This is a genomic window from Streptomyces sp. NPDC088730 (assembly GCF_044751215.1).
GTDB lineage: Bacteria > Actinomycetota > Actinomycetes > Streptomycetales > Streptomycetaceae > Streptomyces.
This window is the reverse complement of sequence record NZ_JBIVLK010000017.1, coordinates 69639-83455: the sequence shown is the minus strand read 5'-3', so window position 1 is coordinate 83455 and position 13817 is coordinate 69639. Positions and strand designations below refer to the sequence as shown.

Here is a 13817-nt window from a genome sequence, read left to right as displayed (position 1 = left end):
GGACCTCCTAGAGCTGTGCGGTCGAGTGGACGGGGGTGTGCACGGAGTTCTTCGCGGCGCTCTCCTCCACCGCCGCCAGTACCCGCTGCACCTGGAGTCCGTCCGCGAACGACGGTGAGGGGGCGGTGTGGTCCGCGATCGTCCGCACCACGTCACGGGCCTGGTGGATGAACGTGTGCTCGTAGCCGAGGGCATGCCCCGGCGGCCACCAGGCCTCCAGGTAGGGATGCTCGGGCTCGGTGACCAGGATGCGCCGGAAGCCGGCCGTCGTGGCGGGCTCGGTGTGGTCGTGGAAGGACAGCTCGTTGAGCCGTTCCAGGTCGAAGGCGAGCGAGCCCAGCTCCCCGTTGATCTCCAGCCGCAGCGCGTTCTTCCGGCCGGCCGCCATCCGCGTCGCCTCGAAGGAGGCGACCGCGCCGGAGGCGAGCCGGCCGGTGAAGAGCGCCGCGTCGTCCACCGTGACCGCCCCCCGCGCCCCGCTGTCCGCCACCCCGGCCAGGCCGTTCGACGGGCCCGACTGCAGGGGCCGTTCGCGGACGAAGGTCTCGGTGACCGCGGACACCCCGACCAGCAGCTCCCCCGCGAGGAACTGGGCGAGGTCCACGATGTGCGCCCCGAGGTCACCGAGCGCGCCGGAGCCCGCGTGTTCCCGTTCCAGCCGCCAGGTGAGCGGCGACCCGGGGTCGACCAGCCAGTCCTGGAGGTAGGTGGCGCGTACGTGCCGCAGGGTGCCGAGCCGCCCCTGCGCGATCAGCTTCCGGGCGTAGGTGATGGCGGGGACCTTGCGGTAGTTGAAGCCGACCACCGCCACCTGGCCCCGGGCGGCGGCGCGCGCCGCCGCCTCTGTCATGGCCTCCGCCTCCGCGACCGTGTTGGCGAGCGGCTTCTCGCACAGCACGTGCTTGCCCGCCTCCAGGGCCGCGATGGCGATCTCCGCATGGCTGTCGCCCGGGGTGCAGATGTCGACCAGCTGCACGTCGTCCCGGGCGATCAGGGCCCGCCAGTCGGTCTCCGCCGCCGCCCAGCCGTGCCGGTCGGCGGCGGCCTCGACCGCCGTGCGGTCGCGTCCGCAGATCGCGGCGAGAGCCGGCCGCATCGGCAGCTCGAAGACATGGCCGGCGGTGCGCCACCCCTGCGAGTGGGCGGCGCCCATGAACGCGTATCCGACCATGCCGACCCCGAGCGTGGGTGCGCTCGCCATCGGCCGGTACGTCGGCGGCGCCGCCGCCTCCTGCTCCGTCTCTTCCCTACGGGCCATCCGGGCTTCCTCCTCATCGGTGGTTCGGTGGGTGCGGCGGGAGGGTCAGCACCCTCCCGCGGGGCTTCTCAGTTGAAGCCCGTCGGCAGGTACTGATCGACGTTCTCCTTGGTGACCACCGCGGAGAAGAGCGTGAGGTTGGTCGGGATCTCCACCTCGGAGAGGCCCGCGAGCCCCTTGCTCTGACCGAGGGCGCGGGCCAGGTCGACGGCCGACGCCGCCATGCTCGGCGGGTAGAGGACGGTGGCCTTGAGCACGCTGTTGTCGGCCTTGATGGCGTCCATCGCGGACTTGGCCCCGGCCCCGCCGACCATCAGGAACTCGTCCCGGCCGGCCTGCTGGATGGCGCGCAGCGCGCCCACGCCCTGGTCGTCGTCGTGGTTCCACAGCGCGTCGATCTTCTTCTGCGCCTGGAGGAGCTGGGACATCTTCGCCTGGCCGGACTCGACGGTGAAGTCGGCCGCCTGACGGGCCACCAGCTTGATGTTGGAGTAGTTCTTCAGCGCGTCGGCGAAGCCCTGGCTGCGCTGCTTGGTCAGCTCCAGACCGTCGATGCCGGCCAGCTCGACCACCTTGGCGTTCGGCTTGTCCTTGAGCTGTTCGCCGATGTACGTACCGGCGTTGAGACCCATGCCGTAGCTGTCTCCACCGACGTAGCAGCGGTACGCCTGCGGGGAGGCGAAGACACGGTCCAGGTTGATCACGGGGATGCCCGCCCGCATGGCCTCCAGGCCGACCTGGGTGAGCGCCTTGCCGTCGGCCGGGAGGATGATGAGGACGTCGACCTTCTTGTTGATGAGGGTCTTGACCTGGCCGATCTGGGCGGCGGTGTCGTTGGAGCCCTCGGTGGTCTCCAAGGTCACCTCTGAGTACTTCTCCGCCCGCGACTTGGCGTTCTCGTTGATGGCGTTCAGCCAGCCGTGGTCGGCCTGCGGACCCGCGAAGCCGATGGTGAGGGCCTTGCCCGGCTTGTCGTCCGCGGCGGGCGCGTTGCTCTGCGCCGCGGTGTCCTTCTCCTTGGGGTCGTTGCTGGTGCAGGCGGTCAGGAAGGCGCCCGCGGAGACTGCTGCGGTACCGAAGAGCAGTCCTCTGCGGCTGGTTTCTGGCATGGCTGTCAAACCCTTCATCCGGTGCGTGGGCATGCGGAACAGGCGTAAGTGGTAAAAGATCCGAGCTGCGGTCAGCTGTCTCTGCTGACCGACGTGCGGCCCTGGACCAGAACGGCGGCGACGATGATCGCGCCCTTGGCGATCTGCTGGACGTCGCTCTGCAGGTTGTTGAGCGCGAAGATGTTGGTGATCGTGGTGAAGACGAGGACGCCCAGCACGGAGCCGACGATCGTGCCCCGGCCGCCGGTGAGCAGGGTGCCGCCGATGATCGCGGCGGCGATGGCGTCGAGCTCGTACAGATTGCCGTTGGTGTTCTGCCCCGAGCCGGACAGGATGATCAGCATGAAGGCGGCGATGCCGCAGCAGAGTCCGGACAGCAGGTAGAGGTAGAGGCGCTGGCGCCGTACGTCGATGCCCGCCAGCCGGGCCGCTTCCGCGTTGCCGCCGACGGCGACGGTGCGGCGGCCGAAGGTCGTACGGTTCAGCAGCAGCCAGCCGATGACGGTGACCACGGCGAACATCATGACCAGCGGCGGGATGCCGAGGACGTAGGAGCCGGGCAGGCCCAGGTCCAGGACGGACTTGACCGTGACGATCTGGGTCTTGCCGTCGGTGATCAGGAGGGCCATGCCCCGGGCGGAGGCGAGCATCGCCAGGGTCGCGATGAACGGCACCAGCCGGCCGTACGCGATGAGCACCCCGTTGACCAGTCCGGCACCGAGGCCGACGAGCATCGCGGTGAACAGGATGCCGGCGAAGCCGTACTCCTGGGTCGCGAGTGTGGTGGCCCAGACCGAGGCGAGGGCGACCATGGCGCCGACGGACAGATCGATGCCGCCGCTGGTGATGACGAAGGTCACCCCGACGGTGACGACACCGATGACGGACGCCTGGGTCAGGATCAGCTGAAGGTTCCCGGTGTCCAGGAAGGCGTCGGGCTCGGTGACGGCGCCGACGACCACCAGTGCGGCGAGGACGCCGAGCAACGAGAGGCTGCGCAGGTCCAGGCGGAGCCCGAGGGCTCGCGGGGATCTGTCCTTCTGCGGGGACGCGGGGACGGATGCGGGCGCGGCGCCCTGGTCCGGCCCGGTCTGCTGTGTTGAGGAGACGGGCTGCGTCATGACGTCGGGCTCCCTTCCATCACGAGGTCGAGTACGCGGTGCTCATCGAGCTCCGTGGCGTCCGCCGTATGCACGACATGGCCCTCACGGAGCACCAGCACCCGGTCGGCGAGGCCCAGCACTTCGGGCACTTCGCTGGAGACGAGCAGTACGGCGAGGCCTTCGTCGGCCAGCCGGCGGATCACGGCGTAGAGCTCGGCGCGGGCGCCGACGTCCACTCCGCGGGTCGGTTCGTCCAGCAGCAGCACCCGGCAGCCGCGCAGCAGCCAGCGGGCCAGGACCGCCTTCTGCTGGTTGCCGCCGGAGAGCGTGCGGACGGGGGTGTCCGGGTTGTCGGGGCGCAGCGAGAGCTCGCGGGTGGCGGCGCGGGCCGCCTTGCGCTCGGCGCCCCGGTCGAGCCAACCGCCCCTGGAGAAACGGGACATGGTGGAGACGGAGACATTGCGGGTGACGGATTCGAGCATCAGCAGGGCCTGCGCCTTGCGTTCCTCGGGGGCGAGGCCGATGCCGGCCGCGACGGCGGCGCGGACGCTGCCGGGCCGCAGGGGCTTGCCGGCGACGGTGACCTGTCCGGCGGTGGCGCGGCGGGCTCCGTAGACGGTCTCCAGGATCTCGGAGCGCCCGGAGCCCACGAGTCCGGCCAGGCCGACGATCTCGCCGGGCCTCAGTTCCAGGTCGACCGGGGCGAACTCGCCCTTCCTGGTGAGGCCTTCGACCTTGAGCACCGGTTCCGCGCCGGTGCCCGCGGGGACCGGTTCGGGCCTCGGCGGGAAGACGTACTCGACATTGCGGCCGGTCATCATGGCAACGATGTCGCGCGTGGGTGTGGACTCGGCGGGGAGACCGACGGCGACGGTCCGGCCGTCCTTGATGACGGTCACCCGGTCGCCGATCCGGCGGATCTCCTCCAGCCGGTGGGAGATGTAGACGACGGCGACCCCGTCGGCGGTCAGGGAGGCGACGATGCGGAAGAGGTTGGCGACCTCGTCCGGGTCGAGGGCCGCGGACGGTTCGTCCATCACGATGAGCCGTACGTCGTGGGAGAGCGCGCGGGCCATCGAGACGATCTGCTGCTGGGCCGCGGAGAGTTCACCGACCGGACGGGCCGGGTCGATCTCCGGGTGGCCGAGGCGCTTCAGCAGCGCGCCGGCCGCGGTCCGGCCGTCCCGGGTGCGGACGACGAAGCCCGCGGTGGTCGGCTCGTGGCCGAGGAACACGTTCTCTGCGACCGACAGCCCCTCCACCAGGTCGAGTTCCTGGTAGATGGTCGCGATCCCGAGACGCATCGCGGCGATGGGTGTCTTGAGCACGGCCGGTGAGCCGTGCCAGGTGATCTCGCCGTCGTCGGGCTGGTGGGCACCGGCGAGCACCTTGATGAGGGTGGATTTGCCCGCCCCGTTCTGGCCGAGCAGACAGTGGACCTCGCCGGCCTGGACCTCCAGGTCGACGCCGTCCAGGGCGCGCACGCCGGGGAAGGTCTTGGTGATGCCGGACATGGTGAGCAGGGGTGGTTCTGGAGCCATGACAAATCCCCTCGGCGGGTGCCGGTGAGCGGGCAGGGCGAAGTACGTTCCCGGGTTTCACCCGGACCCCGGCCGCTGGCGCGGGGGCGGTGCCTTGGTGGCCGGCCGGGGATCGGCCCGGCGGGGAAGCGGATCGGACGGGAGAGCGATCAGGCGGGTGGTGCGCGGCTCGTGCACGTGCTGCGGCCCGGTGGGCGGGCCGGTGGTGCGGGGGTCCAGCCGGTGGTGCCGGAACGGACCTGTGGTGCTGGTCGGGCCGGTGCTACTGGGTCAGGCCGGTGAGAAGAGGTGGTCGCTGATGAGCCTGGCCGCGCCGATCACTCCGGCGGCGGGTCCCAGCTCACCCAGCACGATGGGAAGGTTGCCGGTGGCCAGCGGCAGTGACTGCCGGTAGACCTGGGTCCGGACACTGGCCAGCAGCGTGTGGCCCAGTCCGGTCACCCCGCCGCCGATCACCACCAGACCGGGGTTGAAGAAGCTGACGAGTCCCGCGATGACCTGCCCGACCCGGTTCCCGCCTTCGCGGATCAGGTCGAGCGAGGTGGCGTCGCCGGCGGCCGCGGCGGCGGCGACGTCGGCGGCGGTGAGTGTCCCGGACGCCGACAGCCGGGCCGCGAGCTCCGTGGACTGCCCGGCACGGGCGGCGTCCTCGGCGTCGCGGGCCAGCGCGGCGCCGCTGAAGTGTGCTTCCAGGCAGCCCCGGTTGCCACAGGCGCAGGGGCGCCCGTCCGGTTCGACCTGGATGTGGCCGATGTCGCCCGCACTGCCCGTCGTACCGCGGTGGACCTCCCCGCCGACGACGATGCCGCAGCCGATACCGGTACCGATCTTGACGCAGAGGAAGTCGCCCACGGAGCGCGCGACGCCCGCGTGCTGCTCCCCCATCGCCATCAGGTTCACGTCGTTGTCGACCATCACGGGGCAGCCCAGCTCCTGGCTGAGCGCCTCGCGGACCGGGAAGCCGTCCCAGCCGGGCATGATCGGCGGCGCGACCGGAATCCCCTCGGGGAAGCGGACCGGTCCCGGTACGCCGATCCCCGCGCCGTCGAACCCCTCGGCGAGCCCGGAGGCCCGGAGCTTGGCGGCCATGGACAGCACCTGCTCGAAGATGGCGACGGGGCCTTCGCGTACGTCCATGGGGTGGTTGAGGTGGCCCAGGACCTCCAGCTCCGCGTTGGTGACCGCCACATCGACCGAGGTGGCGCCGATGTCGACGCCGAGGAAGCGCAGTGCCGGGGCGAGCCGGATGTTGTGCGAGCGACGCCCGCCGCGGGATGCGGCGAGTCCGTCGGCCACCACAAGGCCGGTCTCCAGCAGTCTGTCCACCTCGACGGCGAGCTTGGAGCGGGAGAGATCGACCTGATCCCCCAGCTGTGCCCGTGAGTTGGGCCCGCCGTCGCGCAACAGCCGAAGCAGTCGCGCCTGATGCGCATTCGCGGGTCGTGCCGTCATACGTCTCACGCGCCCCTCCCCGCCACATCGGCCTGTCCGTCGGGCTTTGGAGGGGAACGTAGCAGCGCTCGACCGGAGTGGGAAGAAGTTGCGCAGGAATCCACCACAACTTTCTCCACCCTGAGGACAAAGGTGGGGAGAGTGCCGGCCCCGGTCACCGGACCGGCCTGCTCCCCGGTCGGCGTTCGAGGCTCTGGAGGACGCGGAGGTCAGCCCTCTTCGCGCTGGTGGCGGCGTTCCGTGCGGGACCGCATGATCGCCGCGGCCCGCAGCTCGTCGCGCGAGGTGACCGCGGCGGTCAGGGAGCGGTGCCCGGCCCAGGACGTGGCGCCCGGCTGCCGGGCGACGGGGGCCCGGCGCCGGCGGGCCCTGCGGTCCAGCTGTCCGGCCAGCCCGGCGAGCACGGCGTTGCCCGCCAGCTCCATGACCTTGGCGTGGAAGGCCGCGTCGGCCGGGACCGCCAGGTCCGCGTCGCCGTCGGCGGCGGCCCGCTCACCGGTGGCGCACAGCTCCTCCAGCGCCGCGACGCCCTCGGCAGCGGAGTGGGCGGCCTCGGCCGCCAGGAGCGTACGGACCGCCAGCAGCTGGTCGGCCTCTTCCTCCGTGGGTTCATGGACGAACGCGCCCTGGGCGGGCCGCAGATCGACCCAGCCCTCGGTGCTGAGCCGCTGGAGGGCCTCGCGCACCGGCTGCCGGGACACCCCGAGGCGGCCGGCCAGCTCGCTCTCGACCAGGTGCCGGCCGGGGCGGAGCGCACGGGTGGTGATGAGTTCGAGGAGCGTCCCGTAGACCTGCTCACGCAGCGGACCGGGTCGTTCCAGCTTCGGCACGGTCCCTTGCGGCAGTCCTGCGGACGACACGGCGGTCCCCTCCGAGCAACGAGCAACGAGCAACGAGCAACGAGCGATTGCCTGCCGTTCACACCTATCGAGCGCCACTGCCCCCTCAGGGACAGCGGATCACCTGACCCGCGTAACTGAGGTTCCCGCCGAAGCCGAAGAGCAGCGCCGGAGCCCCGGCGGTGACCTCGCCCCGTTCCACCAGCTTGGACAGGGCCATCGGGATCGAGGCGGCGGACGTGTTGCCGGAATCCACCACGTCCTTGGCGATGACCGCGTTGACCGCGCCGATCTTCCTGGCGACCGGTTCGATGATCCGCAGGTTGGCCTGGTGCAGCACCACCGCGGCGAGGTCCTCCGGGGTGAGCCCGGCCTTCTCGCACACCTTGCGCGCGATGGGCGGCAGCTGGGTGGTCGCCCAGCGGTAGACCGACTGGCCCTCCTGGGCGAAGCGCGGCGGCGTCCCCTCGATCCGTACCGCGTCCCCCATACCGGGCACGGAGCCCCACAGCACCGGCCCGATCCCCGGCCCGGCGGCCGGGCCGGAGTCCGCGACCACCACCGCGGCCCCGGCGCCGTCCCCCATCAGCACGCAGCTGGAGCGGTCGGTCCAGTCGACGATGTCGCCCATCTTGTCGGCGCCGATCACCAGCGCGCGGCTGGCCGCCCCCGCGCGTACGGCGTGGTCGGCGGTGGCGAGAGCGTGGGTGAATCCGGAACAGACCACGTTGATGTCCATCACCGCGGGCGAGGTCATGCCCAGGCGGGCGGCGACCCTGGCCGACATGCTCGGCGACCGGTCGATCGCGGTGGAGGTGGCGACGAGAACCAGATCGATGGCCGAGGGCTGGAGCCCGGCGGCGGCGAGCGCCTTGGCCGCCGCGTGCGCGGCCAGCTCGTCCACCGGCTCTTCGGGGCCGCCGAGGTGACGGGTCTTGATGCCGACGCGGCTGGTGATCCACTCGTCACTGGTGTCGACCATGGCCGCGAGGTCATGGTTGGTGAGCACCTTGGCGGGCTGATAGTGGCCGAGCGCCACGACACGTGAGCCGGTCATATTCAGGTTCCCCTCGCTACATATGGCAGGAACCATCCAGTCTTGGTCGCTACTGACCGGTACAGAGGCACGTGATCCCACAGGATTACCGCTCAACGATTGGAGGCTTGACAACAGCCCCGACCAGGTGGACCGCATACTGTAGACAATATTTCCGCCGCCCCGGGCGGACACCTGGACCACCACCGGGCGTCACCCCGCGCGTGCAGCACAATGAGTCCGTGGGGGTCGCCATGGGGCCGCGGGAGTCGCCTCGCCGCAGCCGGTGGTCCACGGCAACCTCCGCGTCAAGGGCCCTTCGGCTTCCACCACGTACAGAAATCGGGGCTGACTGTCATGGGACGGGTCACCGAACGCCGCCGCACCATCCGCATCCGGGACGGGGCCGTGTCCACCCGGCCCGACACGCTGGTCGCGGAGGAGCCACTGGAGATCCGGCTGAACGGCAGGCCGCTCGCCATCACGATGCGCACCCCGGGTGACGACTTCGCGCTCGCGGCCGGATTCCTGGTGAGCGAGGGCGTGATCGGCGAGGGCCACGAGGTGCAGTCGATCGTGTACTGCGCCGGGGCGACGGCCGACGGGGTCAACACGTACAACGTGGTGGACGTGCGGCTCGCACCCGGTGTCGTGGTCCCGGACATCACGCTGGAGCGCAACGTCTACACGACGTCGTCCTGCGGGCTGTGCGGCAAGGCCAGTCTGGACGCGGTCCGCACCACGACCCGGCACCCCGTCGCCGACACTCCGCCGCTCCGGGTGGAGCCCTCGCTGCTGTCCGCCCTCCCCGACCGGCTGCGCGCCTCGCAGCAGGTGTTCGACCGGACCGGAGGCCTGCACGCGGCGGCGCTGTTCTCCGAGACGGGCGAACTGGTGGACATACGGGAGGACGTGGGCCGGCACAACGCGGTCGACAAGCTGGTCGGGCGGGCCCTCACCGACCACCGGCTGCCGCTGTCCCGGACGATCCTGCTGGTCTCCGGACGGGCCTCGTTCGAGCTGGCGCAGAAGGCGGTGATGGCCGGCATCCCGATGCTGGCGGCCGTCTCGGCGCCGTCCTCCCTCGCCGTCGACCTGGCGGCGGAGACCGGCCTGACCCTGGTCGGCTTCCTGCGGGGGCCTTCCATGAACGTGTACGCGGGTGAGCACCGCATCGCCCTGGAGGCGGAGGCCGGCCGGGGCTGAGGCCTCCCGCCCCGGCCGCGAGGCGCCCCCGCGCCGTCAGGTGACGGTGACGGGCGCCGCCTGCAGGACCTCGCCGTCCGCGGCCGTTTCCCCCGGGTCACGGGCGCGCCGCTTCGCGAGCACCGCGCACACCATGAGCTGCATCTGGTGGAAGAGCATCAGCGGCAGCACGGCCAGGCTCGCCTGCGCGCCGAACAGGACGCTGGCCATGGGCAGGCCGGAGGCCAGGCTCTTCTTCGAGCCGGCGAACTGGATGGCGATGCGGTCCTCCCGGCCGAAGCCGAGCCGCTTGGCCCCGTACCAGCTCAGCGAGAGCATCAGCGCGAGCAGCACCGCCTCCGCGGCGAGCAGCGCCCCGAGCCGGGCCGGGGTGACCTGGTGCCAGATGCCCGCGACCATGCCCTCGCTGAACGCGGTGTAGACGACGAGCAGGATCGAGCCCCGGTCGACCAGACCGAGGACCTTCTTGTGCCGGGCGATGAAGCCGCCGATCCAGCGGCGCAGCAGCTGTCCCGCGACGAACGGCAGCAGCAGCTGGACGCCGATCCTCAGCAGCGCGTCCCCGGAGAATCCGCCGCCGCTGTTGCCGAGCAGGGCGGCCGCGAGCAGCGGGGTGAGAAAGATTCCGGCGATCGAGGAGAAGGAGCCCGCGCAGATCGCGGCGGGCACGTTGCCCCGGGCGATCGAGGTGAAGGCGATCGACGACTGGATGGTCGAGGGGACCAGGCAGAGGAAGAGGAAGCCGCTCTGGAGCTGGGGTGTCAGTACATACGGGACCAGCCCCTCGCTCGCCAGCCCGAGCAGCGGGAACGCGACGAACGTGCAGACCAGGACGGTGAGGTGGAGCCGCCAGTGCCGGACGCCGTCGAGCGCCTCCGCGGTGGAGAGCCGTGCGCCGTAGAGGAAGAAGAGGAAGGCGACCGCGCCGGTGGAGGCGCCGCCCGCGACCTCGGCGGCCGCGCCGGAGGCCGGCAGCAGCGCCGCGAGCACGACGGTGCCGATCAGCGCCAGGATGTACGGGTCGATCGGCAGCCAGGACGGCAGCTTCGGCTTGCGGCGGCTCATGTGCTCCACGTGTTCTCTCGTTCAGCGGGGTCCTGCCCCGAGGGCTGTCCCGTAGCCATCGTGCCCCCGCCCGCCGAAATCGGGAATCCCGTATACCGCTCTGACTGTGATCACGGTTCGCGATAACGTGTCGGGCATGTACGAGCCCGCGCAGTTGCGAACCTTTCTCGCGGTGGCACAGACGCTGAGCTTCACCCGGGCCGCCCGCCGGCTCGGGGTGCGGCAGTCCACGGTGAGCCAGCACGTCCGGCGGCTGGAGGCGGCGGCCGGACGGCAGCTGTTCACCCGTGACACGCACCGGGTCGACCTCACCGTGGACGGTGAGGCGATGCTGGGTTTCGCCCGGACGATCCTGGCGGCCCACGAGCGGGCGTCGGCGTTCTTCACCGGTACCCGGCTGCGCGGCCGGCTGCGGTTCGGGGCCTCGGAGGACTTCGTGCTGACGCGGCTGCCGGAGATCCTCCAGACGTTCCGCCGGGACCACCCCGACGTGGAGCTGGAGCTCACCGTGGAGCTGTCGGGGACGCTGCACCAGCAGCTGGCGGCGGGCCGGCTCGATCTGGTGCTGGCCAAGCGGCGGACCGGTGACACGCACGGGGAGCTGGTCCGGCAGGACGCGCTGACCTGGATCGGTGCGCCGACGCTGCGGATCGACCCGGACCGGCCGGTGCCGCTGGTCCTCTTCCCGCCGCCGGCCATCACCCGGGCCCGTGCCCTGGAGGTGCTGGAGGGCCAGGGCCGTTCCTGGCGGGTGGCGTGCACCAGCGGCAGCCTCAGCGGGCTGACCGCCGCCGCCCACGCGGGGCTCGGCGTGATGGCGCACAGCCGGGGCCTGGTCCCGCCCGGTCTGGTCCCGCTGCCGGCCAGGGCGGGGCTGCCGGATCTGGGCGAGGTGGACTTCGTCCTGCTGCACGGCCGCCGCCGGGACGGTGCGCAGCAGGCGGCGGACGCGCTCGCGGCGGCGATCCTGGCGGGCGGCGACCGGCTGATCCGTCCGCCGGGGATTGGGGTCCGGTCCTGACGGGGACAATGAAGGGGACGCCGCGGTCCGGGCCGGGGCGGCCCAAACCGGTCAGGCCCGGCAGCGGCGGAACAAACCCCCGTACCGGCACGGAACGGCAGTGATCGCGGCGTACAGATTCGGTGGAGATTCCCGCGCGAGCCACTTACTCCTTGGTCGGAAGCGCGCCCGAGCCTTGCCCATCTGGCCGGATTTCAGCCCCTGACCAGTGCAGACGCCATGTTCCACCGGCCGTTGCGGGCTCTCCCGCGGCGGCGTCCCGTGGGGTAGCGTCACGGCGCTGTGCGGAGCGCCACAAGGAGCAGGTCATTGCGCGAGTTCACTGTCCCACCCATGGCGGCGGCGCCCCACGTGGGCGGGCTCGCCGACGTGGTTTTCGACTACGCCGAGGAGGATCCGCACCGGATCGCCCTGGGCCGCAAGGACGCGTCCGGAAACTGGCTGGATGTCACCTCCGGTACGTTCCGCGACGAGGTGCTCGCCCTGGCCAAGGGACTGATCGCACACGGCGTGCGGTTCGGGGACCGGGTCGCCCTCATGTCGCGCACCCGCTACGAGTGGACGCTCTTCGACTTCGCGCTGTGGGCGGTCGGCGCGCAGTCCGTCCCGGTCTATCCGACGTCCTCGGCCGAGCAGGTCCTGTGGATGCTCCACGACGCCGAGGTCTCGGCGGTGATGGTCGAGCACGAGGACCACGCGATGACGGTCGCCTCGGTCATCGACCAGCTGCCCCAGTTGAAGCGGCTGTGGCAGCTGGACACCGACGCGGTGTCCCAGCTGGTCGCCGCGGGCGCCCATGTCGAGGACGAGGTGGTGCACCGGCACCGGCGCGCCGTGACGCCCGACTCGGTCGCGACCGTCATCTACACGTCGGGCACGACGGGGCGGCCCAAGGGCTGTGTGATCACGCACGCCAACTTCATGTTCGAGACGGAGACGATGGCATCGCGGTGGGAGTCGGTCTTCCACTCCCGGCCGGGCGACGAGGCCTCGACCCTGCTCTTCCTGCCGCTGGCGCACGTCTTCGGGCGGATGGTGGAGGTCACGGCGATCCGCGGCCGGGTGAAGCTGGGCCACCAGCCGGAGCTGTCGGCGAAGGCGCTGATGCCGGACCTGGTGACGTTTCGCCCCACGTTCATCCTGGCGGTGCCGTACATCTTCGAGAAGGTCTTCAACGGGGCCCGCCGCAAGGCCGAGACGGAGGGCAGGCTGGGCCCCTTCGACAAGGCCGTGGACATCGCGGTGAAGTACGCGGAGGCGATGGAGGCGCGGTCCTTCGGGACCGGCCCCGGTCCGTCCGCCGGACTGCGGATGCAGCACCAGTTCTTCGACAAGGTCGTGTACAAGAAGGTGCGCGAGGCGATGGGCGGCCGGATCCGGCACGCCATGTCCGGCGGCTCGGGGATGGAGCGGCAGCTCGGGCTGTTCTTCGCGGGCGCCGGGGTCACGGTGTACGAGGGGTACGGGCTGACCGAGACGACCGCGGCGGCCACCGCCAATCCGCCGGAGCGCACCCGGTACGGCACGGTCGGGCAGCCGATCCCCGGCACCACGGTGCACATCGCGGCCGACGGCGAGATCTGGGTGTACGGCCGCAACGTGTTCTCCGGGTACCTGGGCGACCCGAAGTCCACCGACGCGGTGCTGAACGACGGCTGGCTGGCCACCGGTGATCTGGGTGCGCTGGACGAGGACGGCTATCTGACGATCACCGGCCGCAAGAAGGAGATCCTGGTGACGTCCGGCGGCAAGAGCGTCTCGCCGGCCGGTCTGGAGGAACGGGTGCGGGCGCATCCGCTGGTGGCGCAGTGCATCGTGGTCGGCAACGACCGGCCGTACATCGCGGCCCTGGTCACCGTGGACCAGGAGTCGGTGGAGCACTGGCTCGCCATGCAGGGCCGGCAGCGGCTGTCACCGGGCGAACTGGTACGGGACCCGGATCTGGAGATGGAGGTCCGGCGGGCGGTGGTGGCCGCGAACACGGCGGTGTCGCAGGCGGAGTCGATCCGGACATTCCGGATTCTGGCCCACCAGTTCACCGAGGAGCACGGGCTGCTGACCCCCTCGCTGAAGCTGAAGCGCAAGGCGATCGAGGCGGCGTACGCGGCCGAGGTGGACGCGCTGTACCGCTGAGCCGGGAAGGGTTCGTACCGCCGGGCGGGAAGAGGCCGTACCGGAAAGAACGGG

11 protein-coding genes are annotated in these 13817 nt (G+C 71.4%); 3 read left to right on the top strand and 8 right to left on the bottom strand.

The genetic code is table 11. The features are described 5' to 3' along the window. Positions 1 to 7: 7 nt before the first annotated feature. The 7 genes from ACIP89_RS33185 to ACIP89_RS33155 all read right to left on the bottom strand — a co-directional run bounded on the left by ACIP89_RS33185 (position 8) and on the right by ACIP89_RS33155 (position 8359). Complete coding sequence (locus ACIP89_RS33185; RefSeq protein ID WP_401927452.1) at positions 8 to 1258, bottom strand: Gfo/Idh/MocA family protein; 1251 nt, start codon at positions 1256 to 1258, stop codon at positions 8 to 10. Positions 1259 to 1326: 68 nt separating this feature from the next. Next, positions 1327 to 2367: a substrate-binding domain-containing protein gene (locus ACIP89_RS33180; protein ID WP_073734278.1), complete on the bottom strand. Its 1041-nt coding sequence runs from the start codon at positions 2365 to 2367 to the stop codon at positions 1327 to 1329. A 71-nt stretch (positions 2368 to 2438) separates the two neighbouring features. Next, positions 2439 to 3488 (bottom strand): ABC transporter permease, encoded by a 1050-nt coding sequence (locus tag ACIP89_RS33175; protein ID WP_402118077.1) that lies wholly within the window; start codon positions 3486 to 3488, stop codon positions 2439 to 2441. Next, positions 3485 to 5011: a sugar ABC transporter ATP-binding protein gene (locus ACIP89_RS33170; RefSeq protein ID WP_401927446.1), complete on the bottom strand. Its 1527-nt coding sequence runs from the start codon at positions 5009 to 5011 to the stop codon at positions 3485 to 3487. Before ACIP89_RS33170 ends, ACIP89_RS33175 begins: the two co-directional genes overlap by 4 nt. Before the next feature lie 270 nt (positions 5012 to 5281). Further along, positions 5282 to 6463: an ROK family protein gene (locus ACIP89_RS33165; RefSeq protein WP_402118075.1), complete on the bottom strand. Its 1182-nt coding sequence runs from the start codon at positions 6461 to 6463 to the stop codon at positions 5282 to 5284. A 209-nt stretch (positions 6464 to 6672) separates the two neighbouring features. Next, complete coding sequence (locus tag ACIP89_RS33160) at positions 6673 to 7323, bottom strand: GntR family transcriptional regulator (protein WP_402118073.1); 651 nt, start codon at positions 7321 to 7323, stop codon at positions 6673 to 6675. An 85-nt stretch (positions 7324 to 7408) separates the two neighbouring features. Further along, entirely contained in the window at positions 7409 to 8359 is a 951-nt protein-coding gene (locus tag ACIP89_RS33155) for a beta-ketoacyl-ACP synthase III (protein WP_401927440.1), read from the bottom strand. Between the two features lie 336 nt (positions 8360 to 8695). Here ACIP89_RS33155 and fdhD point away from each other — a divergent pair, with 336 nt between their 5' ends. After that, positions 8696 to 9544 carry a formate dehydrogenase accessory sulfurtransferase FdhD gene (fdhD, locus tag ACIP89_RS33150; RefSeq protein ID WP_401932966.1) on the top strand — a complete coding sequence of 283 codons (849 nt, stop codon included), beginning with the start codon at positions 8696 to 8698 and terminating at the stop codon, positions 9542 to 9544. Positions 9545 to 9580: 36 nt separating this feature from the next. Here the strand turns inward: fdhD and ACIP89_RS33145 are convergent, their stop codons facing one another. Next, positions 9581 to 10609 (bottom strand): bile acid:sodium symporter family protein, encoded by a 1029-nt coding sequence (locus ACIP89_RS33145; RefSeq protein ID WP_401927436.1) that lies wholly within the window; start codon positions 10607 to 10609, stop codon positions 9581 to 9583. Between the two features lie 136 nt (positions 10610 to 10745). On the opposite strand from ACIP89_RS33145, the gene ACIP89_RS33140 reads away from it, so the two are divergent. Both ACIP89_RS33140 and ACIP89_RS33135 read left to right on the top strand, forming a co-directional pair. Next, positions 10746 to 11630 (top strand): LysR family transcriptional regulator, encoded by an 885-nt coding sequence (locus ACIP89_RS33140; RefSeq protein ID WP_402118072.1) that lies wholly within the window; start codon positions 10746 to 10748, stop codon positions 11628 to 11630. Positions 11631 to 11963: 333 nt separating this feature from the next. Next, positions 11964 to 13763, top strand: coding sequence for an AMP-dependent synthetase/ligase (locus tag ACIP89_RS33135; RefSeq protein WP_401927431.1), 1800 nt, complete (start codon positions 11964 to 11966; stop codon positions 13761 to 13763). Positions 13764 to 13817: the final 54 nt, after the last annotated feature.

Excerpts from the sequence above, each read along its gene's own strand:
- ACIP89_RS33185 (WP_401927452.1), bottom strand. The coding sequence starts at position 1,258 with ATGGCCCGTAGGGAAGAGACGGAGCAGGAGGCGGCGGCGCCGCCGACG.
- ACIP89_RS33180 (WP_073734278.1), bottom strand. The coding sequence starts at position 2,367 with ATGCCAGAAACCAGCCGCAGAGGACTGCTCTTCGGTACCGCAGCAGTC.
- ACIP89_RS33175 (WP_402118077.1), bottom strand. The coding sequence starts at position 3,488 with ATGACGCAGCCCGTCTCCTCAACACAGCAGACCGGGCCGGACCAGGGC.
- ACIP89_RS33170 (WP_401927446.1), bottom strand. The coding sequence starts at position 5,011 with ATGGCTCCAGAACCACCCCTGCTCACCATGTCCGGCATCACCAAGACC.
- ACIP89_RS33165 (WP_402118075.1), bottom strand. The coding sequence starts at position 6,463 with ATGACGGCACGACCCGCGAATGCGCATCAGGCGCGACTGCTTCGGCTG.
- ACIP89_RS33155 (WP_401927440.1), bottom strand. The coding sequence starts at position 8,359 with ATGACCGGCTCACGTGTCGTGGCGCTCGGCCACTATCAGCCCGCCAAG.
- fdhD (WP_401932966.1), top strand. The coding sequence starts at position 8,696 with ATGGGACGGGTCACCGAACGCCGCCGCACCATCCGCATCCGGGACGGG.
- ACIP89_RS33145 (WP_401927436.1), bottom strand. The coding sequence starts at position 10,609 with ATGAGCCGCCGCAAGCCGAAGCTGCCGTCCTGGCTGCCGATCGACCCG.
- ACIP89_RS33140 (WP_402118072.1), top strand. The coding sequence starts at position 10,746 with ATGTACGAGCCCGCGCAGTTGCGAACCTTTCTCGCGGTGGCACAGACG.
- ACIP89_RS33135 (WP_401927431.1), top strand. The coding sequence starts at position 11,964 with ATGGCGGCGGCGCCCCACGTGGGCGGGCTCGCCGACGTGGTTTTCGAC.